The following is a 23,667-nucleotide window of genomic DNA, read 5'->3' on the forward strand; positions in this document are numbered from 1 at the left end:
AATACTGTACTATCTTAACAGAAAATTATTTTTTTCGCCATTATATGATACCTATCTCGGTGATAGGTTTTTCTTATGGCTGACTAAAAGACCAGACGCAAGACTGCAATCAAGACTACTCCAAAAAGAACTGTGCCAACTAGATTGCGGTAGCGAAAGGCTACCCAAGCCGTTGGAAAGACTGCTAAAAAGTCCAGCCATTTGATTTGAGGAAGGCTCCCAACCTTGCCTGTCACCACGCTTGAAAGGATCAAGGCAAAGATAATAGAAACAGGCAAAAACTTCAAAAATCGCTCTACGATAGCTGGCAACCCCTTGTACTTAACCAAGATGAAAGGAATCATACGAGGAATCCAAGTTACCAATCCAGAAAAGACGATTGCCATTAAAATATACTTACTGACCATCTAAGACCACCCCCATGGTACAACCTAGCAAGGTCGCAAACAGAACAGCTAGCGACTGAGACACTACTGTCAAGAGCAAAAAGAAGGACACCGCAACAACGGCTAGGATCAGCAGCAGATTCCGTACAGGAACCCGTCTTTGCATAATCTGAAATTGCGAAGTAAAAATCCCGATAAACATCCCGACAAGGGCAAAGTCTAAGCCAAAGACTTCAGGATTTGGAAGAAGGCCACCTAAAGCTGTCCCCGCCACTGTCCCAATAAACCAGGCTACATAACTATTGAGATTATTCCCGTGCATCCACATAGGATGGACCTTGTCTGTATGGGCTAATTCTCCCATCAAAACTCCGTAAGTCTCATCTGTCAAGAGACTGGACATGCCGATGTTTTGCCAGAGACTAGTATGACGGAAATAGGTCGATGCATGCAAGCTCAGCAAAAAGAGTCGCAAGTTGATCAAAAAGACCGTCATAGCAATAGCTGCCACAGGCGCTTGGACCGCAATCAGTGCCAACATGGCAAACTGGGCGCTCCCAGCATAAACAAAGAGGCTCATCAAGCCCATCTCAACAGGTGTCACATAAGGCGCGCCAATAATCCCACAGGCTAGACCAATGCTGACATAGCCAAGGGCAGTCGGCATAGCCGCCTGTACACCTTCCCAAAATCCTTTTTCTTTCATCCTTCTCCTCATATTCTCTCCAATTGAGGCTGTTCGTCATCACAGCCACAGCACGGACTATTATAACATATTCAAAGAAGAGAAAAAAGTTTAGAGTTTGAAACTTGGAGCTAGTAAAAAATGCTGAAATCCCATGAGTGTTATTAATGCATCCTAAACTGATCCACCCGAATAGTATACTTTTTATCTTCAATTTCTTTAGCATCTTCATCTTCTGTCGGATAAACATCGATCCAAAATTCTCTCCTTTGTCCTTTCAACTTGACTTTATAGCGATAGCCGTCATCGTATAGTCCTACCGTCTCGGTAGTTACAGATTGAAAATTCGGAAGAGCTTCAATTTCTTTTTTTATAGTCTGGGATAGATTGTTGAGCATTACATATTGCTCCCCTTTTGAAGCTACAGGAATATGAACTGTCGCTTCTTCCAAGCGATGTGATTTTGAAAATGTGAATCTTGCTCGACCTGTATAACCATTCAAAGTAATATTTTCGTAATCATAGAAAAGGCGTCCCGTTTTATAGAAATAAGGGTCTTCTGCACGCCAGCTATCTCGATAACCCATTTCTGTTTCTTCCACCACCTCGCTAGCCTCTCCAAATACTTCTTCAAAAGATTTAGGAGACATGCCGAACGAAAGGGTTTCAAACAAGACCAGTTGTGTCTTTTTAAAACTCTGGCAAGCTGATAAAAGCATGAGTAAAGCTCCAAGAGCAAGCAAACTACTGATTATTTTTGTAAATTTCATATTTCTACTATACAAAAAAACTCTAGGATTGACAAACTTTGATAGAATCGGATTCCGTGATTGATTTTAAAATTACTTTTTCATTTAAGGTAACAAGGAATTGAGCAAGGACTATTATTAGATATTTTAGAAAAAGAAAAAGACTGGGAAGCCAGCCTCAAACACCTATTATACAAATTCTCCTCTAAATACTCTCACGAATGTTCAAGAGCATGCCAAATGCGGTTAGGAGCAATAGTAACAGAATAAAGCTGACCGCTAGGGTCCCAAAACTTGTAGCAATCGTTACGAAAACGATTGTGAATAGACTTGGTAAAACAACCGTAATAGCACCAATAGAGGATTGAACCGCTCCCATTGATTCCTCAGGTATTTGTTTAAAGACGAGTTCTTGCAATCTAGGAGAGAGTAACCCGGCGATGAAGGCATCCAAGGAGCTGAAAAGCAGAATCAAGCCAAAATGAACTGTGGCAAATCCTACTAGAAGGAGTAACTGGATGACGACCGAAGCGTATAGAGCTGTTTTTATAGAAATCGTATTTTTCAGATAACCACTTACAAGACTTCCGACAATAAGTGCTGACAATTCTAGTGTTGATAACAAAGCGAGTGATTGACCAGTTTGTAAATCCAAAAACGGTTGGTTTCTTAAAAAAAGAGTTGAAATAGGAACAGTGACATTGATCACAGCTTGGCTGATAGAGACGATAAATAAAATGAAGATCACTCTATCCATATTCCAGATCAATTTCGATGATTGGAACAAATGCTGGCAAAACGATTTTATAGAAAGACCTTCTTGATAGCTAATTGTTTTTTCAACTTTCAAAAGATCATTTTTTATGAAGAGAATACCTACAAATGCTATCAGAAACGTCAGAGCGTTTAGCAAGGAAATGAACTGAATGGAAAGAATTCCTAGTAAAATCCCTCCTAGAATATTACTGATTGTCCGAACTAAACTAACTGTTGATTGTTTAAAGCCAATGGCTTCTGTCAGATGTTCTTTCCCAATGATTCTTATAAAAATAGGGGTTAGCATGGCTCCTGAAAAGTAACTCAATGTATCCGACAAGAGGTTCATTAAACAAATAAAGAATACGAGCGATAAGGAAAAGGACTGCCCTGAAAGCGAAAGTGCCACTATAGAATAAAGTACAAATTTGACAAAACTAATAATTGTATATTTTAGTACACGATGATGTTGAAAGTCAGCCAAAACTCCCATAAAGATTTGCAGAACTTGAGGAACAGTCTCTGAAATCGTAATGAGTAAAATCGCCAAGGGGGCAAACGAAGCATCTGCCACATAATTCAAAAAAGCAAGATAAAAAATCGTATCCCCAACCGTTGAAATCCACTGGTTGATGGTTAATTGCCTAAAATCTCTATTTTGAATAAATACTTTCATCGCAACTCCTTTTTAGTTCAAATGGGAAATTTTCCCCCGCAAGATAGACCAAACTTACTGAGCACCCAAAATTACAGCAACGGTAAAATCTGACCAATGCCATTGTAGACTATATGCAGTCCAATAGGCCAATAAATGGACTTTGTCACTCTAAATAAGACTGCAAATATGAGACCACCACCCATATAGAAGAAAAAGTCTGTTAAAACCCAACCATGGTTACTAATATGTAAGACTCCAAATAAAGCAGCAGAACCAAGCACATCCAGTCCCCATTTCTTTCCTTTTTCCAGAGCGGTCATCACCAACCCACGATAAATCATTTCTTCAAAAATGGGACCTGCAATCACAGGACAGAAAAAATACATCAAAAATACCGTAGCTCCTGTAAAAGTAGGAACATCCAGTTGATAAGCAATTTCATTTTTGGTAGGTGGGAAAATAAAAAATGTAAGGAAATTCCAAATAACAAAAGCAAGAAGAGCTAGAAAGGAATAAAAAAGATAGGATCCCTTAAATTTTCTACTATTGATTTTCTGCCATTTCCCTGACCAAACCATAACAATAATAGCAAGCAGAACCACAAGAAAATTCAACATCATATCCGACAAATAATAGGCAAAGTCAGATAGACCAGCAGCAAGGTCGCTATGTAAAAGCAAACGAATGAAGAACTGGTCAGCAATGACAAGTAAAACGGCTATAATAAAGTAGTAGTTAGAAATTATCTTTTTCATATTTCACCTTTCTAAAATCCAAACACCAATAAGCTGACGATAATTAAAAAGCTATTCCACAAGATGTGGAGTGCCATTGACCAATAAATTGAACGTGTATAGCGAAAGAGCATACAGAGTAGCAGACCTGCTCCTGCATAAATGATGAAGTCTGTTATCACCCATCCATATTGCAAAACATGGATAAGACTGAAGAAAGTTGAGGAAACAATTATATCAACATAGCGCTTTTTAAATTTAGATAGGGCTGTCATCAGAAGGCCACGGAAGACTAACTCCTCAACTATCGGAGCAATAAGACTGCCATAGAGAAAACGCGTTATAAAGTAACTAATTCCTGTCAAATTAGCTGCTTCTTTCACTATTGCACTCCCATTTTGCGTACTGGGAAAGATCCGAGTCGTTATATTTACCCACAAAAACATCAACATAAAGAAAAGAAAGAAGATACCCAGATAGGACCAGCGAAACTCGAATCGACCGTACTCTTTCCAACATTGACTCTTGACAAGAACCACAGTAGCAGCAATTCCCTCAATTACTATCAATAAAATTTGAATCCCATAAAATCCAAAATCGGATAACTGGTTCATTGAGTCTAATTTTGCTACAAGATTAAAAATCAAGTAATAGGACACAAGCACCAAAATGGTCCCTAGATAAAATTTCGTTTCTTTTCCTTTCATAGTTGATCCTTTTAAGTTTTATTTACGTCGTCTTTCAGCCAAACCTACCCAGAGTCCTTTCATCCAATCAAAAGCTCCGTAAGGACTTGGTCCAGCGCTACAAACTGACTCTATTAGAACTTACTCATGAATTTTTTATGTTACAGCTAGTATTTTCTTTGTCTAATTAGGATTCTTGAAAAACTCTAAAACAACAAGGGGAGAATTTGACCAATGCCATTGTAGACTATATGCAGTCCAATAGGCCAATAAATGGACTTTGTCACTCTAAATAAGACTGCAAATATGAGGCCACCACCCATATATGAGAAAAAGTCTGTCAAAACCCAACCATGGTTACTAATATGTGAGATTCCAAACAAAGTTGCCGAACCAAGCACATCCAGTCCCCATTTCTTCCCTTTTTCCAGAGCGGTCACCACCAATCCACGATAGATTATCTCTTCAAAAATGGGACCTGCAATCACAGGATAGAAAAAATACATCAAAAATGCTGTAGCTCCTGTAAAAGTAGGAATGGCGAGTTGATAGGAAATTTCATTTTTGGTAGGTGGGAAAAGATAAAATGTGACGAAATTCCAAATAACAAAAGCAAGAAGAGCTAGGAAGGAATAGAAAAGATAAACCCCTTTAAATTTTCTACTGTTGATTTTCTGCCATTTCCCTGACCAAATCATAACAATAATAGCAAGCAGAACCACAAGAAAATTCAACAGCATATCCGACAAATAATAGGCAAAGTCAGATAGACCAGTAGCAAGGTCGCTGCGTAAAACTAGACCACTGCACTTCTGGTCAGCAATAACTAGTAGAAAAGCTACAAAAAAGTAGTGACGTGAGATTATCTTTTTCATTCTATTTTCTCCTATACTATGAAATAAAGACAGTATAACACGAAAACTACCCTATCTTAGAAAATCGCATATTTGACATTTTTTCTCATGGAAATTTCATTTTTGCGATTTTTGTGGATTTGATTATTTTACTGGTATAATAAAGATGCTATTAACAAGGAGGGAGACGATATGAAGAAAAGAAAAATTCAACTAATGCTTCTACTCATTTCAGAGTGGGTTATTATCATTCCATTTCTAGCTCATCGATAAGTTCTTTGTACTGCTGAAAACGCAGTTCAAAAAGTGCTGATAATTGTGGATTTTCTAATATTTGCAGAGATTGGATAAAGTGTTCAATCTCTTTTTGATTGCTTCCCTTAGTTTGCAGGAAAACACTCATCTTCTTTAAAAATTGCCACAATAATTTCTCAAAAACATCATACGGACGAAGCATGCTCTCCAACTCGGACTCAAAGATTGGGATGTAAGAGAAAAGCTTACGCTCCATGAGCTCTGATATGATATTCAGATAGCCACTTTTCATATACAGTCGATTGTGCACTAACTCTTTAAATTCCTTGGACTTTTCAAGTAAAGAGGTTGATAAAAAGATCAGATCTTGATTACTCAATAAGGGCATGGTATTGCAAAAAAGATAGAGTTCAAACCAGGTCCAAGACTCAATAGCATAGAGATAGCTAGTCAAAAACTCACTATCCTCTTCTTCTAGCGGATAGTTTTTATCCAAGGAATGGATAGCATCCTTGATCACAATAACATTCAAACGACGATAGGTCTGCGCCATCTGTTCTTGCTCAACTTCCTCCAACAGTTGCTCTAAGCCAGCAATATCTTGATGGGCAAAGCGATCCACAATCCTTCTACCAATCTGCATATGTGGAGATTCTTGATAGTTGTTGAGTTTGTGCCCAAACTCATCGAAGGTCACATTTATCCCTTGGATGGCTAGTATGAGCTTATCCGCAGACAGCATAGACTGCCCTAATTCAAACTTGGATAGCTGAGATGCTGTCAGCCCATCACAAGCCACATCTGACTGCTTGAGTTTTCTCGCCAGGCGCAGTTCCTTGTAAAATTCTCCCAATTCCTGTTTTTCAATCATGGCCAAATTCCCCTTTAAAAATTCCCTTTACTATTCTATTCGTAAAAAATTTTACTTTTTTAACATATTATAAAATATTTTAGCAAAAAAGCCAGCTCGAAGCTGACTCTTTATTCCATAGTATCAAAGGCGAGGCTTGGTTTGGCGTTGAGGTCCAGGCCTGCAAAATTTTCTTTGTTCCACTCGCTGACGCTGGCATAAGCAATCATACCTGCATTGTCTCCGCAAAGGCGTAGGGGTGGGATGATGACCTTGACATCGGTGATTTCAGCTGCTAGGCGTTCTCTGAGACCTTTATTAGCAGCTACACCACCTGCCACGACTAGGGTTTTAACAGGGTATTTTTCCAAGGCCTTCTTGGTTTTAGCCATAAGAATATCCATGACCGCAGCTTGGAAGGATGCTGACAGGTCATCCTTGGACAAGCTTTCTCCCTTTTGCTCGGCATTGTGGTGAAGATTGATAAAGGCAGACTTCAAACCTGAGAATGAAAACTCTAGATTGTCCTCCTTAATCATGGCACGAGGGAAATCATAAATATCCTGCCCCTGATGAGCTAGCTCATCAATCTCGCGACCTGCTGGATAGGTCAAGCCCATGACACGGCCGACCTTATCATAGGCCTCACCAACTGCATCATCCCGCGTTTCTCCAACAATCTTGTAATCCCCAGCCTCAGAAACATAGACCAACTCCGTGTGCCCACCGCTGACCAAGAGAGCTAGCAAGGGAAACTCCAAAGGCTCAACGCTCTGAGCCGCCATGAGGTGACCAGCCATGTGATTCACGGGGATCAGCGGAAGTCCATGAGCCCAAGCAAAGGCCTTGGCAGCTGACAAACCAACTAGCAGTGCTCCGACCAAGCCTGGTCCGTAGGTAACCGCCACAGCTGTTACATCCTCTTCGGTAATCCCTGCTTCTGCTAGCGCCTCCTCAATACAGGCTGTAATGACCTCGACATGGTGACGGCTAGCCACTTCTGGCACTACGCCCCCAAAACGTTTGTGACTCTCAATTTGACTCGCAATGACATTGGACAAGAGCTCATCGTCGTTTTTCAAGACGGCAACACTGGTCTCATCACAGGATGTCTCAAATGCTAAAATATATCTATCCTTCATCTACTTCTCTCTTCATGATGATGGCGTCCTCGACTGGATCATGGTAGTAGGCCTTGCGCTCAGCGATGACCGCCATCTTTTCTTTCTTGTAAAATGCTTGCGCTCGTCCATTTGACTTTCTGACTTCGAGGAAAATCTCCTTATCTGTCGGCAATGTTGCAAACAAGTCTGATGCAATTCCCTGACCCTGATAGGCTCCTTTGACAGCGATTTGCAGGACTTCTGCCTCAAAGAGATTCTCCTGAACGGCTAGAAAGCCAATCACTTCTGTCCCATCATAAGCCAGAGCATACCAAGTCTGGTCTTGGGACAGGTCTGCTTGGATTTGTTCCAGCGTCCAAGGACTGACTGAGTAAACAGCTGCCATGACAGCATAGATGGCTTGAGCCAGGTCAGGTTGCTGTTGAATTCGTTTGATTTCAATCATAGGCGTTTGATGTAAGACTCGCCAGACTCGGTGTGGTTCTTGAGCCAGTTTTCCTCGGCTTCAACACGCTTGAGGTAATTTGGTACAAAGTCGTGCAAGGAGTCTGCTTCCTTATCCCATGCCCAAAGAGCAAGATTAGCTGCATTTGGCAAGGTTTCTTGGTAGCTAGCTTGTGGTAGCTGTTCTTGGATCTGCTCCACAAAGGCTCCCACTTCACCGACAAAGGTCACCTGTTCAGCATCCTTGACTTTTTCTAGCACTTCTGCAAAGGATAGGTGTGCTTCTGGCGTGACAGGTTTGGCATTTTCATAAAATCCTGCATAAACATTGTTGCGACGCGCATCCATCAAAGGAACAAACAAGCCTTCTTGTTGGCGTGGCACCAGAGCCAAGAGACTAGACATGCCAACCAACTCAATGTTCAGAGTGTGAGCCAAGGTCTTAGCAGTCGCTACTGCAATTCGCAAACCTGTGTAGCTACCTGGTCCTTCCGCCACCACGATTCGATCCAAATCCTTAGGCGTCCAGTCCAAACTTGCCATCAAAAAATCGATGGCAGGCATGAGGGTAATACTGTGATTTTTCTTGATATTAATCGTCGTCTCGGCAAGAACCTGCTTGTCCTCTAAAATAGCGAGAGAAAGAGCCTTGCTGGACGTATCAAAAGCTAATACTTTCATAACACATTCCTATCTTTTTGTCTGCTTACTATTATACTACAAAAGCTGACGCATGGGAATTTTCTTTTGTTTTGAAACAAAAGAGCCTGTCACTTAGACAAAGAGGAAGGCACAAAAAATTCAAAAAAAAGGTAACATTTTTCCTATCTTTTCCGAATAGAAAAGTGACCAAGGCAATTGAAAGGTTCTTCGTAAGAAGTTTAGATAAGTCATATATGCTTTAACTTGATTTTCGATGCGAGAAATCATCATCGAAAACATAAGGATATCACCTGAAAATAGAAAAATCCGCCCCATCTATCAAGACGAGGTGGATTTTCTGTATATTTAGATGAATAATTGAGCTCAAACATTTAAACCAAAATGAAAAACGAGCCAGACAACATAGGTGACAAGAAGGAGAAAAATTGAATAGAGTGTCACAAAAGCAAGCTTCCAAAGGAATTTTGTTTTGCGGTGTTCTAGATACGTAAAAATAAGATTTCCACCGTATACACAGGCTACAAAAACTATAAACATCAAGAGGCGAACCCCAATCGCAAATTCAAACAAACTAAACATTCTTAATCCTCCTTATTTTAAAAACTATAGGAAATATTCCCATCCATAAACTTCTCTTTCCATTATAACACCTAAGCGCTCTCCGACCAAATCCTACCTGTCTTTTTGCTCCTTCTTCCCCTACCGACTTTCTCTATTTCCGTCTTTTACTAATTTTTCATTTTGTGGTATAATTGAAATAATTGTAACGAATCAAGGTCAATCTAGACACAAAATGGAATGAAATCAAGCAAATCTCTGCTAAAAGTTTGGAATAAGCTGACCTGTAAATAGAAAGGAACTATATGATTTACAAAGTTTTTTATCAAGAAACAAAAGAACGTAGCCCACGTCGTGAAACAACACGCGCACTTTACCTAGACATCGATGCCAACTCAGAACTTGAGGGCCGTATCGCTGCTCGCCAACTTGTCGAAGAAAATCGCCCAGAGTACAATATCGAGTATATCGAACTCTTGTCTGACAAATTGCTAGATTACGAAAAAGAAACTGGCGCCTTCGAAATTACGGAGTTCTAATATGGCCTACACTCTTAAACCTGAAGAAGTCGGCGTTTTTGCCATCGGTGGTCTGGGAGAAATCGGGAAAAACACTTACGGAATTGAATACCAAGATGAGATTATCATCGTCGATGCTGGGATTAAATTCCCAGAAGATGACTTGCTGGGTATCGACTATGTCATTCCTGATTACTCTTACATCGTAGACAATATCGACCGCGTCAAGGCCGTTTTGATTACACACGGACACGAGGACCACATCGGTGGGATTCCCTTCCTGCTCAAGCAAGCAAATGTCCCTATCTACGCTGGACCGCTTGCCTTGGCTTTGATCCGTGGAAAACTTGAAGAACACGGTCTCTTGCGCAACGCCAAACTTTACGAAATCAACCACAATACTGAGTTGACCTTTAAAAATCTCAAGGCAACTTTCTTTAGAACCACTCACTCCATTCCAGAGCCTTTAGGGATTGTCATTCATACTCCTCAAGGTAAAATCGTTTGTACGGGTGACTTCAAGTTTGACTTTACTCCAGTTGGAGAACCTGCAGACTTGCACCGTATGGCAGCCCTTGGTGAAGAAGGCGTACTCTGCCTCCTCTCTGACTCGACAAATGCAGAAGTGCCAACCTTTACCAACTCTGAAAAAGTCGTTGGTCAGTCTATCATGAAGATCATCCAAGGCATTGAAGGACGTATCATCTTTGCATCCTTTGCCTCAAACATCTTCCGTCTCCAACAAGCAACAGAAGCCGCTGTTAAGACTGGACGCAAGATTGCTGTCTTTGGTCGTTCTATGGAAAAGGCCATTGTCAACGGGATCGAGCTTGGCTACATCAAAGCTCCTAAGGGAACCTTTATCGAGCCAAATGAAATCAAAGATTATCCTGCAGGCGAGGTTCTTATCCTCTGTACAGGTAGTCAAGGGGAGCCGATGGCAGCCCTCTCTCGTATCGCTAACGGAACCCACCGCCAGGTGCAACTCCAACCCGGCGATACCGTTATCTTCTCTTCAAGTCCAATCCCTGGAAATACGACTAGCGTCAACAAGCTGATCAATATTATTTCAGAAGCTGGTGTCGAAGTCATTCACGGTAAAATCAACAATATCCACACCTCTGGGCACGGTGGTCAGCAAGAGCAAAAACTCATGCTCCGCTTGATTAAGCCGAAATACTTCATGCCTGTCCACGGTGAATATCGTATGCAGAAAGTCCACGCTGGACTAGCGGTGGATACGGGTGTCGAGAAGGACAATATCTTTATCATGAGCAATGGTGATGTGCTTGCCCTTACCGCAGATTCTGCTCGTATCGCAGGTCACTTCAATGCCCAAGATATCTATGTCGATGGAAATCGTATCGGTGAAATCGGCGCTGCTGTCCTAAAAGATCGTCGTGATCTATCTGAAGACGGTGTCGTTCTAGCAGTCGCAACTGTTGACTTCAAGTCTAAAATGATCTTGTCTGGGCCTGATATCCTCAGCCGAGGCTTTGTCTACATGAGAGAATCTGGTGACTTGATTCGCCAAAGCCAGCGCATCCTCTTCAATGCTATTCGTATCGCACTGAAAAATAAGGACGCCAGCGTGCAATCTGTCAATGGCGCTATTGTCAATGCCATTCGACCATTCCTCTATGAAAATACAGAACGTGAACCGATCATTATCCCTATGATCCTCACACCAGATGAAGAAGAATAAATCAACAAAACAGCCCCGTCTTCGGAGCTGTTTTTTCTATGCTTTCTTTTCTTGATTTTTAGAAATACTGCGATTTTTACCTTCAAGATACACCATCAAAATTGAAATATCTGCTGGATTTACTCCCGAAATACGGCTGGCTTGGCCGATAGTTTCTGGATTGATAAGTTTGAACTTCTGACGAGCTTCTGTCGCAATGGAGTCAATATCATCCCAGTCGATATTGGCTGGAATTCGTTTTTCTTCCATGCGTTTCATCTTGGCAACCTGATCCATAGCTTTTGAGATGTAGCCTTCGTACTTGATTTCTGTTTCAATCAATTCGATAATCTTGTCATCCAATTCCTCAGCAGCTGGTCCGATGAAGGCTACCACATCCTGGTAAGAAACTTCTGGACGGCGAAGGAAGTCCTTGGCTGTCACTGCATCTGTCAACGGCTTGAAGCCCATCTCCTCAACCTTGGCATTGGTTTCCTTGACTGGCTTGAGTTTGATACTGTCTAGTCGCTTCATCTCATTGTCAAATTGATTTTTCTTGATTTCAAAACAAGCCCAGCGCTCATCATCCACAAGTCCAATCGCACGACCTATCTCTGTCAAACGCATATCAGCGTTGTCATGACGGAGGATGAGACGGTATTCAGCACGACTTGTCAAGAGACGGTAGGGTTCAATGGTCCCCTTGGTCACCAAGTCATCAATCATCACTCCGATATAACCATCACTGCGTTTCAAAATCAACTCAGGCTTGCCTTGGATTTTCAGAGCCGCATTGATACCCGCGATAATTCCTTGGCCAGCAGCTTCTTCGTAACCTGATGTTCCATTTGTCTGACCAGCAGTGAAAAGTCCAGAGATTTTCTTGGTTTCCAAAGTCGCACGCAACTGGTGAGGTAAGACCATGTCGTACTCAATGGCATAACCTGTTCGCATCATCTCTGCATTTTCCAGACCTTTAATGGAATGAACCAAATCACGTTGGACATCCTCAGGCAGGCTGGTTGATAAACCTTGAACGTATACTTCCTCAGTGTCACGACCTTCTGGTTCTAGAAATAGTTGGTGACGTTCCTTGTCTGCAAAGCGCACAATCTTGTCCTCAATCGACGGACAGTAACGAGGTCCCACTCCCTTGACCACACCTGTAAACATAGGCGCACGATGGAGGTTATTTTGGATAATTTCATGACTGGTACCATTGGTATAGGTCAACCAGCATGGCACTTGATCCTTGACATAATCCTCATCACGTGAAGTATATGAGAAGTGATTTGGCGCTTCGTCCCCTGGCTGAATCTCTGTCACGTCGTAGTTGATCGAAGAAGCCTTAACACGTGGAGGTGTCCCCGTCTTGAAACGACCAATTTCGAGGCCTAATTCCTTGAGATTGTCAGCTAGGTTAATCGAAGCTAGACTGTGGTTAGGTCCTGATGAGTACTTGAGGTCTCCGATGATAATTTCCCCACGGAGGGCAGTTCCTGTCGTCACGATAACAGCCTTAGCAGCATACTCTTGATGGGTCGCTGTACGCACACCGACAACCTTTCCATCTTCGACCAAAATCTCATCAATCATGGTTTGACGAAGGGTCAAATTTTCTTGATTTTCAACTGTCTTGCGCATTTCTTTAGAGTATAGCTCCTTGTCAGCTTGCGCACGAAGGGCACGGACAGCTGGCCCCTTCCCTGTGTTGAGCATCTTCATCTGGATGTAAGTCTTGTCAATTGTTTTAGCCATCTCGCCACCAAGTGCATCCACTTCACGCACGACAATCCCCTTGGCAGAACCACCGATAGAAGGGTTACAAGGCATGAAAGCCAGCATTTCAATGTTGATGGTCGCAAGCAAGACCTTGCAGCCCATACGGCTAGCAGCTAGGGATGCCTCCACCCCAGCGTGCCCCGCACCGATTACAATAATATCGTATTCTTCCGTAAAATTATAAGTCATTTTCTCTCCTATTCCTCAAGATGAATGTGTCTTAGTTGACCGTCCAAATCTGGTAGGGCTGTTTTTAAAAAGGCTGGAACTAGCTGGATATTCTGGAGTTCATCCAAGTCAATCCACTCACAAGGCTGCATTTTTTCGTCTTCCTGCATGGTCAATGGAGCTTCTTCAAGCAAATTCACCAGGTAATGAAACTCGATGTTGTGATAGGAAACACCGTCTTGTTCAAAACGATTTTCAACCACGAAAGCTAGATGCCCAGCTTGAGCTTTGACACCTAGTTCTTCCCTCACTTCACGAACTACCGCTTCTTCCGTGCTTTCATTGACTTGAATCGCACCGCCAATAGTGTAATACTTGCCCTTGTCTTTGGTAACTAGGAGCTTGCCATTTTGGAGAATCAAGGCAGTCGCTCGAACACCAAAAACTGTATTTCCCACTTTTGTCCGAAAGTCTTGTTGAGTCATTTTTATCCTTTCCTTTAAACGACACAAAAACAGTCAAAACTCGTAAGAAGTGCAGGACAAAAAAGCCTGCAACATCCATGAGCTTTGACCATCATTTCTATTGCTTTTATTATTGTAGCAAATTGAGAAAATTTGTCAATCTAAATGTACTGACAAACTTGTCCATCGCGGTAGGCATTGTCAATCAAACCACCACCGAGACACTCTTCGCCATCATAAAAGACAACTGCCTGTCCTGGTGTGATCGCGCGCTGTGGCTCCGCAAAGATGACCTCTGCCTTGTCTCCTTTGACATGTACTGTCACCTTAGAATCGGGCTGACGGTAGCGGAATTTAGCCGTACATTCTAGCGTAAATTCCTCTGGCATTTCACGAGTAAAGTGAACTTGACTGGCCTCTAGACTGGTTGACATGAGCGAGTCATGGTAGAAACCTTGTCCGACATAGAGGATATTTTGGCTCAAATCTTTTCCGACAACGAACCAAGGCGCATTGTCACCGCCGTGTTGTCCACCGATACCGAGTCCGCCACGCTGACCGATTGTATAATACATCAGACCTGCATGCTCACCCATATCGCGACCATCCACAGTCATCATACGACCAGGCTGGGCTGGTAGGTAGTTGCTGAGAAAATTTTTAAAGTTCTTTTCTCCGATAAAGCAAATCCCTGTCGAATCTTTCTTCTTAGCAGTCGCAAGTCCTGCTTCTTCTGCTAGTCTGCGAACTTCAGGCTTTTCTAAATGTCCCAGCGGGAACATGGTTTTTTGGAGTTGTTCTTGCGAAAGTTGGCTGAGGAAATAGGTCTGATCCTTGCCATTATCCACGCCACGAAGCATGTGAACAATGCCATCCTCATCACGCGCCACTCGAGCATAATGCCCCGTCGCTACATAGTCTGCACCCAAGGTCATGGCATAGTCCAGAAAGGCCTTGAACTTGATTTCCTTGTTACACATAACATCTGGATTTGGCGTGCGCCCCGCACGGTATTCCGCTAGGAAATACTCAAAAACGCGATCCCAGTACTCTTTTTCAAAATTGACAGAGTAGTAAGGAATGCCGATCTGGTCTGCCACCGCAGCCACATCCTTGTAATCTTCGGTCGCCGTACAGACGCCGTTTTCATCTGTGTCATCCCAGTTCTTCATGAAGATACCGATCACATCATAGCCCTGCTCCTTGAGCAAGAGAGCCGTCACCGACGAATCAACACCACCACTCATCCCCACGACAACACGTGTTTTAGAGTTATCACTCATGGTAAGTCTCCCATCTATTCGTTTATTCACGATTGAAGGTCGTGTGTGCTTTAACGATTGAAGGTCGCTTGAGCAGTATTCATTATAACACGCTTGGTTGGAGAAGACAAGAAAGAGGCTGATAAATCATCTCAACCTCTCTTTCTTCCTTTGCAAACTAATCAATTTTCCCCTTCAAGTTCTTTCTTAGCTTGTTCTATCTGGTATTTCACTTGCTCAAAGCCGGTTCCTCCTAAGGAATTCCGTCTCTGAACAGCGGTTTCTGGGCACAAGTAGATATAAATATCCTCTTCAATCAAGGGATGGTAGACTTGCAACTCCTCCAAATCCCAATCTTGGATATTTTTACCATGCTTGATAGAGTCTAGAACCAATTTCCCTACTATTTCATGCGCTTCTCTAAAGGGGAGGCCTTTTTCTGCCAAATAATCTGCCAGTTCGGTCGCATTCGAAAAATCATTCTCTGTGGATTGCTGCATTTTGGCCTTATTAACCTGCATGCTCGATAGCATACCTGCCAACACATCCAGAGAATTTAAAATCGTTTCTACTGTATCAAACATGCCTTCCTTGTCCTCTTGCAAATCCTTATTGTAAGCCAGAGGCAAAGACTTCATGACGGTCAATAGTCCAAGCAAGTTCCCGTAAACCCGTCCTGACTTCCCTCGAATCAATTCGGCCATATCAGGATTTTTCTTCTGGGGCATGATAGACGAGCCCGTTGAAAAGCTATCAGACAAGCTAATGTACTGATACTCAAAACTACACCAATTGATGATTTCCTCACAAAAACGGCTCATATGCATCATCAACATGCTGGCATTTGATAGAAATTCCAAGATAAAATCACGGTCACTCACTGCGTCCAAGGAATTGGTATAGGGCTGTTGGAAGCCCAATAAATCACTCGATAATTGACGATTGATTGGAAAAGTTGTCCCCGCCAAGGCAGCCGCACCCAGGGGAGATAGGTCCGTATGTTTCAAGTTAAATGCAAAGCGCTCGCTGTCCCTTTGAAACATATTGTAATAAGCCATGAGATGGTGGGCAAAACTAATCGGTTGGGCGTGTTGCAAATGGGTATAGCCTGGCATGATGGTTTCCACATGTTTTTCAGCCAAATCCAGCAGAACACTGTTCAGATTCGCCAACTTATCCAAGACATGGCCAAGCTGCTCCTTTAGATATAAGTGCATATCCGTTGCGACTTGGTCATTCCGAGAACGAGCCGTGTGTAATTTCCCAGCCAGAGGACCGATTTTCTCTGTCAGCAACACTTCCATGTTCATATGAATATCTTCATTTGCAATATCAAAATGAAGCTCTCCTGACTCTAAATCTCGCAACAAAGCTTTCAGACCATCTTGGATCTGATCTACCTCTTCCAAGCTCAAAATGCCAGTCTGTCCTAGCATTTGAACATGAGCTAGGGAACCCATCAAATCAAATTTTGCCAGCTGGTGGTCAAAGGAAATACTCGCACCGAACTGTTCTACCCAATCTTCCACAGTGCCTTCAAATCGACCACCCCATAATTTTGTATTTTTCGGCATATCCTGTCGTCCCTTTCTATCGCATCACTACTCAACATTTTTCTGAACTTCTGAATAAACCTTAGTCGGAAGCCCCCAAAGCTTGATAAATCCAACAGCCGCATCTTGGTCAAAAGTATCCGCACTAGTATAAGTCGCCAAATTTTCATCGTAAAGAGAATTTGGTGATTTCCGAGCCACTACCTGGGCATTCCCCTTATAGAGTTTAACTTTTGCAGTTCCATTGACAACTTTCTGTGTCTCCTTGATATAGGCAATCAAAGCCTGAGTTGCTGGGCTAAACCACAAGGCATTATAGATGAGATTGGACAACTCATTTTCGATAATGGGTTTGAAATGAGCCACTTCTCTCACAAGAGTCAAATCTTCAATCTCCTTATGAGCCGCCAATAAAGTCACAGCACCTGGGCACTCATAAATCTCTCTTGACTTAATACCGACTAGGCGATTTTCCACATGGTCAATACGACCGACACCGTGTTTCCCCGCAATTTCATTTAGCTTTTGAATCAAATCCGCCACTTTCATCTTCTCACCATTGAGAGAGATGGGCACCCCACAGCTAAACTCAATGTCAATAAATTCTGGACTGTCTGGCGCCTCTTCTGGCGAAGACGTGATTCCAAATGCTTCTTCTGGTGCTTGGTTCCAAGGATTTTCTAAGACACCACATTCATTTGCACGTCCCCAAAGATTTTGGTCAATAGAGTAAGGATTGTCAAGATCAGCAGGAACTGGAACGCCATTTTCTTTGGCATATTGGATTTCTTCTTCACGAGACCATTTCCACTCACGAACAGGCGCAACCACCTTTAAATTGGGATCCAAAGCTGCAATCGATACTTCAAACCGAACTTGGTCGTTTCCCTTACCTGTACAACCATGGGCAATTGTGGTTGCACCCGTCTGATGAGCTATTTCAACTAGTTTTTTTGAAATAAGAGGGCGACTCAGAGCGGATACCAAGGGATACTTCTGTTCGTAGTAGGCATGTGCCTGAAGGGCCACTAAAACATAGTCATTAGCAAATTCGTCCTTAACATCAATGACATAAGACTCAACAGCCCCAACCTTGAGAGCTTTATCGTGGATGAACTCCAAGTCTTTTCCTTCACCCACATCCATACAAACAGCGATCACATCATAGTCTTTTTTTAACCATGTAATCGCAACTGATGTATCCAATCCACCTGAATAGGCTAAAATGACTTTTTCCTTACTCATTTCTCTTCCTTCTTTCTATTTTTCGATAGAGGCTTTAAAAGCATCGTCAATCAATTTGTCCAACTCCCCAGAATCCTTCAACTTCTGGATGGTTTTGTCAACCGCCTCTTTTAATTCTTTACTGTCTTTTTTCATCGCAACAGCGTAGGAATCTTCTTTGTCATTGTCAAAATCAAACTCAGCGATGGCTAGGTCTGGATTATTCTCTACAAATCCTTTCGCCACTGGTTCCTCAAAGATAACCGCATCCAGTTGCCCTGACTTCAAATCTGTTATCAAATTTCCATTTTTAGGAAGTGAAACGAGAGAAGAATTCTGCAAAGTTTCTTTGGCCAGAGTTTCCTGGATAGAACCTTTCTGCGCTCCAACCTTTTTCTGAGCCAAATCCTTGACTGATTGGTAATTCGTTAATTCAGATTTTCTTACGATAACCTTATTTTTCGAAGTGTAGTAGGGAATTGAAAAGTCGTAAACTTGACTTCTCTCTTCCGTTTTAGAAACACCTGATATGGCAAGATCGGCCTTTCCTGAATCAAGACTAGCCAGTACATTGTCAAAACTCATTGGAGAGAGCTCCACTTCTACACCTAGTTCCTTTGCGATGGCTTTGGCTAGCTCAACATCTGAACCTACAATCTGATTTTTCCCATCGACCAATTTCTGGTATTCGAATGGAGCAAACTCTGGATTTAGGGCCACCACCAATTTTCCTTTAGCCTTAATGGCTTCAACACCTTGGGATTGAGTGTTACTACAAGCAAATAATAAGGGAAACATAAGCAAACCAAACATCGTCATCAACACCTTCTTCACTTTATTCATAGAAGAGCCTCCTTTTATTTTTATACTTTTAAATTGTATAAATAATACACTTCTCGAAAACATTTGTCAAGCCAAAACTGAATTTTATTTCATTTTAAACAAAAAAACTTAGGGAAATTACATAAAAATGTTATCCCTAAGCGTATTTATGCTATTCATTTTTTGGAAAAATATAATCACTCTATTAAATGTCAGACGACAGAGAGATCAACGCCCCCCACATTCTCTTTCACAATTCAATAACTCGATGGCATTGTTGAGCCACATAGGCATCGTGGGTAACGATAATGACCGTTTTACCTTCCTTGTTCATATCTAAGAGAAAGTTCAAAACCAAATCTCGATTTTCAGGATCTAGAGAACCGGTTGGTTCATCTGCTAAAAGGAGCTGGCTGGGTTTTAAAATGGCTCTAGCAACTGCGATTCGCTGCTGTTCCCCTCCAGATAACTCTGAAACCTTTTGATGTAGAATTGATGGCAACCCCACTCTCTCTAAAATTTCTTCTATCTTTTTGACTTTTTCCTTCTTGGATAATTTTACATACTTTAGAGCGAGCATGAGATTATACTCTACCGTTTCATTATCAATCAGAGCAAAGTTTTGAAACAGATAGGAGATATGTTCGCGGATAATCGCTTGCGACTTAACAGAATTGACAGGTACATTTTGCTGACCGAAAATTTCATAATGTCCACTGTAATCGCCATCTATCAAACCCAAGAGATTTAACAAGGTTGACTTGCCACTGCCACTTTTTCCAACAATGGCAACTAAATCTCCTTGGTTAATTTTTAGAGATAAGTTCTCCAAAATAACTTTTTTCCCAATGGTTTTCGTAACATTTTCCAACTTTATCATAAGTGATCCCCTTTCAATAACTGCACTACATTTCTTTGTTCCATCTTAGAGCCCAAGAAAAGCACAAATAGGATATCTAAGCCTGTAAATCCTGCAAAAAGTAGGAGCGGGAAAAGTGCCTGTGTAAAGAATAGCAAAACCATAAAAGGAAGACTATAAACGGCTAATAGAAGACCCAGCAAGGAACGATACCGATCTATCAATTTCCAACCCATAAACTTCTTGGTAATAATATCTGTTCGCTTCAACAAGAAAGTTGTTACTAGTAAGAAGTAGGAAATCATCATACTAAGAAGACCAACCAAAGCAAAGAGTATGTTAAAATTTCGAACAGCATCTCGATAAGAATCTACTTTCTCTTGTTGAATGGCTTGAATAGATGAAAATTTTAAATAATTCCCATCTGACAATTTCTCAACTAACGCTGTCACTTCTTTTTGGTGCTGGGCTGTATTTTCGATTTTAATGGGGTTATTTAAACCTGTTGTTGACAGGGAAGCTTTTTCATCCCACATCATATCAGAATCATTGACCAAACTAATAATTGGATTGTGGAGATTTTCCTTTCGCTTCTCGTTATAGGGGAAGAATGACCAATCACCTTCATAGTAGGCGATCTCGACATCCATCTCCTCTATCGTTCGTTTTTGCTGCTCTTCATACTTCATCGAAAGATAGGCAATTAATTTCCCCAAGAGCTGATTTTTATCTTCTTCACCTTTCGCACTTGCTGGCATCAAAATAACTTTTTTAGTGCCGGTATCGGGTAGCTTGAATCCCTTGCTCTTTAGAAAATTGCGATTGGCATAGTAAACAGTTAGCATATCAGCCAGTTGATACTGCTGCACTTGTTCTGCAGTGGCAAAATTTTTTATAGGCAGGTTGCCAGTTTGCACATAGCCTGCCTGCGTTTTTTCTACCAAATCCTGATAAAATCGATAGAAATAATCCACTGCTTGCCCTGAGCCTGCCAACTGCTCTTGCCACAGGTTATCATTGAGCTGGAAAGTTTCTAAGGTCAGATAATTTCCTTGACTGATCCACTGTTTCTGGTAATCCAACTCTTTGTTTTCTTGCTCCAAACTTTTCCCCACCCCAATCAGTAAAACCGTCAGTAAAATGGTGGTTCCTATTTTCATCAAATAATTAAATATCAAACCAAATTTAAAAGATGAAAAACCTTTCAGTAGAGAGCTGATTGTCATTTTTTGGATTAAGAGGTAGGTCAACCAACTGATAAAGAGATAAAGTTGCAAAAGCAAAAAATGCGACAACCATAACATAGGGAATAAATCTTTCGGCTTATAATCAAGCGAGAAAAACACTCCTAGATTGATCACAAGCGCCCCACCTAGGAGGAGGTAGAGGTTGCCTTTCACAACATCAGCTAAAACAGCCCTATCTTGAAAACCAAGCAACTTTTGTACCCCCACTCTTTTCATCTCCATCATCGGCTGATACACTGTTACTAACACAAGAAGTAAAATGGCCAAGACAAAAACAATGGCAGATAAAAGCAAATCTCGATTTATGACTTCCACTGCACTTTTGTAGGTCGGCTCTAGCAAGGTAGTCTGGTCTATCTTGAAAAAATCGCTCCATTTCTGTACAATCCTATCCTTGTCCATCTCTTGTGTAGAAGTTATCGTATAGCGACCATTTAAACTACGAGATGTATCCTTAATATAGGTTTGAAAAGTCATAAGCTGAATAGGCTTGGCTTTTAGAAAGGTCGGAATCGTACCAAGTTTATTGGAAATTTCTTTATTACTGTAGACTCCCTCGCCATCTTCTGTAAAATCAAGAGAAGAAATCCCAAACTCTTGGTAGGGGAAGGTATCTTTATCAAAAACACCAGACTTGATCACCTCATCACCACTGTCTGTTTTGATGATGGATACTTTGTATTCCTTTGATACATCCTCAAAAAATCGAAGTACAGATGCTGCAGGTTCGTTAATATCTTTCAAATACAAATCCAAAGAACCCACTGTCTTTCCCATTTCCTGAATCCGAACCACTTCTCGTGTGTAGTTTACATTAAAAACAAAAAAAGTAGTACACAGAAGCAGGAGTAACATACAGAAATTACTGATTTTTTTCATAAAGATACCCCCTTAGTACTTTATCATCTTAGTCGTAGAATTTGTTACCCTTTTTCACAAATTTATTTTAGATTTCTTTTTTACTTTTTATACTACTATGATACAATATTTTTAATCAATTTCTATTTTTTGTTAACTTTTTTCACACATAAGGAGGAGATCATGCGCTACGATTTTGGAAATGTTTATAAAGAAATCCGTGAGTCAAAAGGGTTAACCCAGGAGGAGGTCTGTGGGGGTGTTCTCTCAAGAACCAGCCTATCAAAAATCGAAAGTGGCAAGACAACTCCTAGATATGAAAATATGGAGTTTCTTCTCCAACAAATTAATATGACCTTTGAAGAGTTTGACTATATTTGCCATCTCTACCACCCAAGTGAACGATCAACTATCATGCAGACTTTTCTAAAAATGGCTTCTATTAGTGGTACGAGCGACTTAAGTAAATTACTCAAAAAATGCCAACATTATCTAAAAACACACCATGATTTCCCCATCCAGCAGTTACAAGATATGCTCGAAATCGTTATCTACATCCGTGAAAATGGGATAGAAAAATTGTCAAGTAAGGTTGATAACATTGTAAACAGACTATGGGATAAGATTGAGAAACAAGATACTTGGTATGAGAGCGACCTCAAAGTCCTTAATACCATTCTCTTTGCTTTTCCTATGGAGTATATTCATCAGATTACCGAAAAAATTCTCGAACGAATAGAGGTTTATAAACACTATAGTCCTGTCTTTCAGCTTCGTATGATGTTGCTTCTGAATCTCTCAACTCTTTATCTTTACAATGGTGATAAGTTGCTTTGCAAACAGCTTTGCTACACTCTCTTAGAGGAAGCAAAAGTAAGCAAACAGTATGACACACTTGCATTTTCCTATATTCGTATAGGCATTTGTACTAATGATGCTCAGTTGATACAAAATGGACTCTCCTTAGCTAAACTAGTCGAAGATGAACACTTACTAACAGAGCTAGAGCGAGAAGTTGACATCTTTGTAAACAAAAAAGAAAGTCATTAAGACCTCCTTTTCTATATCTTCTTAATACCAACCGTTGTTAAGCCAGAAGTTCTTAGCAGCTGTCCATGAACCGTAACGTCCTGCAACGTAAGCATCTGCTACACGTTCTTGGTTTTCAGCTGAGTAGTCACCGTTCAAGTACGAATCTGTCAATTGGTAACGTCCGATGTAACGTCCGTTTGTAGCTGTGTAGCTACCACCTGATTCTTTTTGAGCGATCCATTCTTTGGCTTCTGCTTCAGATCCACTTACAGTTGAAGCTGTGTAACTTTCTTCTTCATAAGAAGTGCTGGTTGTAGCAGCTGGTGCTTCGTAAGTTGTTGTTTCAGTTATTTCTTCGTAAGTCGTAGTCTCTTCGATTGTTTCTCCTGTTGCAGCTGGGGCTTCATAAGTTTTCGCAGCTGGAGCTGTCCCTTCGATGACCAAAACTTGATCCACAAAGATCAGATGAATATCCTCTATCTTGTTTTTTTCTGCCAATTTTTCAACAGTGGTGTTGTACTTCTCAGCAATTTCTGAAAGAGTATCACCTGGTTTAACTGTATAAGTGATTGTTTCATCTGCAAAAGCAAGTGATGGTGCAAGGAAAGCAAGGAAAGTTGCTGCTCCTGCAAGAGTTAATTTGATTTTTTTAGTTGTTAATGTCATTTCTAAAAATTCTCCTTTTTACTATACTTCTATCATACCGTTTGAATATTACCGTTTCTTGACGGTTTCGTGTAGAAATATTACAAAAATATTTTATATTTACTGAAACATTGATATTTTTGTCAT

At 41.2% G+C, this 23,667-nt stretch carries 24 protein-coding genes; 3 read left to right on the forward strand and 21 right to left on the reverse strand.

What is annotated here, in order from left to right:
• Positions 1-83 precede the first annotated feature (83 nt).
• From I6G42_RS01295 to I6G42_RS01350, 12 genes are all read right to left on the reverse strand, one after another.
• Positions 84-407: an AzlD domain-containing protein gene (locus tag I6G42_RS01295; RefSeq protein WP_000253912.1), complete on the reverse strand. Its 324-nt coding sequence runs from the start codon at positions 405-407 to the stop codon at positions 84-86.
• Positions 397-1,092: an AzlC family ABC transporter permease gene (locus I6G42_RS01300; RefSeq protein WP_000659752.1), complete on the reverse strand. Its 696-nt coding sequence runs from the start codon at positions 1,090-1,092 to the stop codon at positions 397-399. Before I6G42_RS01300 ends, I6G42_RS01295 begins: the two co-directional genes overlap by 11 nt.
• A gap of 143 nt (positions 1,093-1,235) precedes the next feature.
• The gene (locus tag I6G42_RS01305; RefSeq protein ID WP_038804675.1) at positions 1,236-1,841 is read right to left on the reverse strand and encodes a hypothetical protein; all 606 of its coding nucleotides are present in this window, start codon (positions 1,839-1,841) and stop codon (positions 1,236-1,238) included.
• Between the two features lie 184 nt (positions 1,842-2,025).
• A complete protein-coding gene (locus I6G42_RS01310; protein ID WP_038804676.1) occupies positions 2,026-3,252 on the reverse strand; it encodes an MFS transporter in 1,227 nt (408 codons plus the stop codon).
• A gap of 71 nt (positions 3,253-3,323) precedes the next feature.
• Positions 3,324-3,989, reverse strand: coding sequence for a CPBP family intramembrane glutamic endopeptidase (locus tag I6G42_RS01315; RefSeq protein ID WP_038804677.1), 666 nt, complete (start codon positions 3,987-3,989; stop codon positions 3,324-3,326).
• Positions 3,990-4,000: 11 nt separating this feature from the next.
• On the reverse strand, positions 4,001-4,675 hold the full coding sequence (locus I6G42_RS01320; RefSeq protein ID WP_038804678.1) for a CPBP family intramembrane glutamic endopeptidase: 675 nt from the start codon (positions 4,673-4,675) through the stop codon (positions 4,001-4,003).
• Positions 4,676-4,860: 185 nt separating this feature from the next.
• Positions 4,861-5,529 carry a CPBP family intramembrane glutamic endopeptidase gene (locus tag I6G42_RS01325; RefSeq protein WP_038804679.1) on the reverse strand — a complete coding sequence of 223 codons (669 nt, stop codon included), beginning with the start codon at positions 5,527-5,529 and terminating at the stop codon, positions 4,861-4,863.
• 226 nt (positions 5,530-5,755) lie between these two features.
• Positions 5,756-6,634 carry an Rgg/GadR/MutR family transcriptional regulator gene (locus I6G42_RS01330; RefSeq protein ID WP_038804680.1) on the reverse strand — a complete coding sequence of 293 codons (879 nt, stop codon included), beginning with the start codon at positions 6,632-6,634 and terminating at the stop codon, positions 5,756-5,758.
• Positions 6,635-6,744: 110 nt separating this feature from the next.
• Positions 6,745-7,755 carry a tRNA (adenosine(37)-N6)-threonylcarbamoyltransferase complex transferase subunit TsaD gene (gene tsaD, locus I6G42_RS01335; RefSeq protein WP_038804681.1) on the reverse strand — a complete coding sequence of 337 codons (1,011 nt, stop codon included), beginning with the start codon at positions 7,753-7,755 and terminating at the stop codon, positions 6,745-6,747.
• On the reverse strand, positions 7,745-8,182 hold the full coding sequence (gene rimI / locus I6G42_RS01340) for a ribosomal protein S18-alanine N-acetyltransferase (RefSeq protein WP_038804682.1): 438 nt from the start codon (positions 8,180-8,182) through the stop codon (positions 7,745-7,747). The genes tsaD and rimI overlap by 11 nt, the downstream gene beginning before the upstream one ends.
• Positions 8,179-8,862: a tRNA (adenosine(37)-N6)-threonylcarbamoyltransferase complex dimerization subunit type 1 TsaB gene (gene tsaB / locus I6G42_RS01345; RefSeq protein ID WP_038804683.1), complete on the reverse strand. Its 684-nt coding sequence runs from the start codon at positions 8,860-8,862 to the stop codon at positions 8,179-8,181. The genes rimI and tsaB overlap by 4 nt, the downstream gene beginning before the upstream one ends.
• 345 nt (positions 8,863-9,207) lie before the next feature.
• A complete protein-coding gene (locus I6G42_RS01350) occupies positions 9,208-9,423 on the reverse strand; it encodes a hypothetical protein (RefSeq protein WP_000492020.1) in 216 nt (71 codons plus the stop codon).
• Between the two features lie 284 nt (positions 9,424-9,707).
• On the opposite strand from I6G42_RS01350, the gene I6G42_RS01355 reads away from it, so the two are divergent.
• Together I6G42_RS01355 and rnjA are read left to right on the forward strand one after the other, a co-directional pair.
• On the forward strand, positions 9,708-9,941 hold the full coding sequence (locus I6G42_RS01355; protein ID WP_000639571.1) for a DNA-dependent RNA polymerase subunit epsilon: 234 nt from the start codon (positions 9,708-9,710) through the stop codon (positions 9,939-9,941).
• Position 9,942: 1 nt separating this feature from the next.
• Positions 9,943-11,625 (forward strand): ribonuclease J1, encoded by a 1,683-nt coding sequence (rnjA, locus tag I6G42_RS01360; protein ID WP_038804684.1) that lies wholly within the window; start codon positions 9,943-9,945, stop codon positions 11,623-11,625.
• Positions 11,626-11,661: 36 nt separating this feature from the next.
• Here rnjA and mnmG read toward each other — a convergent pair whose 3' ends face one another.
• From mnmG to I6G42_RS01400, 8 genes are all read right to left on the reverse strand, one after another.
• Positions 11,662-13,575 (reverse strand): tRNA uridine-5-carboxymethylaminomethyl(34) synthesis enzyme MnmG, encoded by a 1,914-nt coding sequence (gene mnmG / locus I6G42_RS01365; RefSeq protein WP_038804685.1) that lies wholly within the window; start codon positions 13,573-13,575, stop codon positions 11,662-11,664.
• Positions 13,576-13,583: 8 nt separating this feature from the next.
• Entirely contained in the window at positions 13,584-14,039 is a 456-nt protein-coding gene (locus tag I6G42_RS01370) for an NUDIX hydrolase (RefSeq protein WP_038804686.1), read from the reverse strand.
• Between the two features lie 140 nt (positions 14,040-14,179).
• Positions 14,180-15,301, reverse strand: coding sequence for a tRNA 2-thiouridine(34) synthase MnmA (mnmA, locus tag I6G42_RS01375; protein WP_038804687.1), 1,122 nt, complete (start codon positions 15,299-15,301; stop codon positions 14,180-14,182).
• 161 nt (positions 15,302-15,462) lie between these two features.
• Positions 15,463-16,854, reverse strand: a complete 1,392-nt coding sequence (gene argH, locus I6G42_RS01380; RefSeq protein ID WP_038804688.1) for an argininosuccinate lyase — start codon at positions 16,852-16,854, stop codon at positions 15,463-15,465.
• A 27-nt stretch (positions 16,855-16,881) separates the two neighbouring features.
• Entirely contained in the window at positions 16,882-18,078 is a 1,197-nt protein-coding gene (locus I6G42_RS01385; protein ID WP_038804689.1) for an argininosuccinate synthase, read from the reverse strand.
• A 15-nt stretch (positions 18,079-18,093) separates the two neighbouring features.
• Complete coding sequence (locus I6G42_RS01390; protein WP_038804690.1) at positions 18,094-18,900, reverse strand: ABC transporter substrate-binding protein; 807 nt, start codon at positions 18,898-18,900, stop codon at positions 18,094-18,096.
• 229 nt (positions 18,901-19,129) lie between these two features.
• Positions 19,130-19,759: an ABC transporter ATP-binding protein gene (locus I6G42_RS01395; RefSeq protein WP_038804691.1), complete on the reverse strand. Its 630-nt coding sequence runs from the start codon at positions 19,757-19,759 to the stop codon at positions 19,130-19,132.
• On the reverse strand, positions 19,756-21,864 hold the full coding sequence (locus I6G42_RS01400) for a bacteriocin-associated integral membrane family protein (protein ID WP_038804692.1): 2,109 nt from the start codon (positions 21,862-21,864) through the stop codon (positions 19,756-19,758). The genes I6G42_RS01395 and I6G42_RS01400 overlap by 4 nt, the downstream gene beginning before the upstream one ends.
• 162 nt (positions 21,865-22,026) lie before the next feature.
• On the opposite strand from I6G42_RS01400, the gene I6G42_RS01405 reads away from it, so the two are divergent.
• The gene (locus tag I6G42_RS01405) at positions 22,027-22,893 is read left to right on the forward strand and encodes a helix-turn-helix domain-containing protein (protein ID WP_038804694.1); all 867 of its coding nucleotides are present in this window, start codon (positions 22,027-22,029) and stop codon (positions 22,891-22,893) included.
• Between the two features lie 21 nt (positions 22,894-22,914).
• Here I6G42_RS01405 and I6G42_RS01410 read toward each other — a convergent pair whose 3' ends face one another.
• Positions 22,915-23,541, reverse strand: coding sequence for a LysM peptidoglycan-binding domain-containing protein (locus I6G42_RS01410; protein ID WP_038804695.1), 627 nt, complete (start codon positions 23,539-23,541; stop codon positions 22,915-22,917).
• Positions 23,542-23,667 lie beyond the last annotated feature (126 nt).

The sequence above is a fragment of the Streptococcus oralis genome (assembly GCF_016028255.1).
In the GTDB taxonomy this organism is placed as follows: Bacteria; Bacillota; Bacilli; order Lactobacillales; family Streptococcaceae; genus Streptococcus; species Streptococcus oralis_AC.

Bases quoted from the DNA above. Each gene is read 5' to 3' on its own strand.
- I6G42_RS01300 (WP_000659752.1), bottom strand. From the start codon at position 1,092: ATGAAAGAAAAAGGATTTTGGGAAGGTGTACAGGCGGCTATGCCGACT.
- tsaB (WP_038804683.1), bottom strand. From the start codon at position 8,862: ATGAAAGTATTAGCTTTTGATACGTCCAGCAAGGCTCTTTCTCTCGCT.
- I6G42_RS01330 (WP_038804680.1), bottom strand. From the start codon at position 6,634: ATGATTGAAAAACAGGAATTGGGAGAATTTTACAAGGAACTGCGCCTG.
- mnmA (WP_038804687.1), bottom strand. From the start codon at position 15,301: ATGAGTGATAACTCTAAAACACGTGTTGTCGTGGGGATGAGTGGTGGT.
- rnjA (WP_038804684.1), top strand. From the start codon at position 9,943: ATGGCCTACACTCTTAAACCTGAAGAAGTCGGCGTTTTTGCCATCGGT.
- argH (WP_038804688.1), bottom strand. From the start codon at position 16,854: ATGCCGAAAAATACAAAATTATGGGGTGGTCGATTTGAAGGCACTGTG.
- I6G42_RS01350 (WP_000492020.1), bottom strand. From the start codon at position 9,423: ATGTTTAGTTTGTTTGAATTTGCGATTGGGGTTCGCCTCTTGATGTTT.
- I6G42_RS01385 (WP_038804689.1), bottom strand. From the start codon at position 18,078: ATGAGTAAGGAAAAAGTCATTTTAGCCTATTCAGGTGGATTGGATACA.
- I6G42_RS01305 (WP_038804675.1), bottom strand. From the start codon at position 1,841: ATGAAATTTACAAAAATAATCAGTAGTTTGCTTGCTCTTGGAGCTTTA.
- I6G42_RS01315 (WP_038804677.1), bottom strand. From the start codon at position 3,989: ATGAAAAAGATAATTTCTAACTACTACTTTATTATAGCCGTTTTACTT.
- I6G42_RS01405 (WP_038804694.1), top strand. From the start codon at position 22,027: ATGCGCTACGATTTTGGAAATGTTTATAAAGAAATCCGTGAGTCAAAA.
- I6G42_RS01295 (WP_000253912.1), bottom strand. From the start codon at position 407: ATGGTCAGTAAGTATATTTTAATGGCAATCGTCTTTTCTGGATTGGTA.
- I6G42_RS01395 (WP_038804691.1), bottom strand. From the start codon at position 19,759: ATGATAAAGTTGGAAAATGTTACGAAAACCATTGGGAAAAAAGTTATT.
- I6G42_RS01325 (WP_038804679.1), bottom strand. From the start codon at position 5,529: ATGAAAAAGATAATCTCACGTCACTACTTTTTTGTAGCTTTTCTACTA.
- I6G42_RS01390 (WP_038804690.1), bottom strand. From the start codon at position 18,900: ATGAATAAAGTGAAGAAGGTGTTGATGACGATGTTTGGTTTGCTTATG.
- I6G42_RS01355 (WP_000639571.1), top strand. From the start codon at position 9,708: ATGATTTACAAAGTTTTTTATCAAGAAACAAAAGAACGTAGCCCACGT.
- I6G42_RS01370 (WP_038804686.1), bottom strand. From the start codon at position 14,039: ATGACTCAACAAGACTTTCGGACAAAAGTGGGAAATACAGTTTTTGGT.
- I6G42_RS01310 (WP_038804676.1), bottom strand. From the start codon at position 3,252: ATGAAAGTATTTATTCAAAATAGAGATTTTAGGCAATTAACCATCAAC.
- I6G42_RS01320 (WP_038804678.1), bottom strand. From the start codon at position 4,675: ATGAAAGGAAAAGAAACGAAATTTTATCTAGGGACCATTTTGGTGCTT.
- I6G42_RS01400 (WP_038804692.1), bottom strand. From the start codon at position 21,864: ATGAAAAAAATCAGTAATTTCTGTATGTTACTCCTGCTTCTGTGTACT.
- tsaD (WP_038804681.1), bottom strand. From the start codon at position 7,755: ATGAAGGATAGATATATTTTAGCATTTGAGACATCCTGTGATGAGACC.
- rimI (WP_038804682.1), bottom strand. From the start codon at position 8,182: ATGATTGAAATCAAACGAATTCAACAGCAACCTGACCTGGCTCAAGCC.
- I6G42_RS01410 (WP_038804695.1), bottom strand. From the start codon at position 23,541: ATGACATTAACAACTAAAAAAATCAAATTAACTCTTGCAGGAGCAGCA.
- mnmG (WP_038804685.1), bottom strand. From the start codon at position 13,575: ATGACTTATAATTTTACGGAAGAATACGATATTATTGTAATCGGTGCG.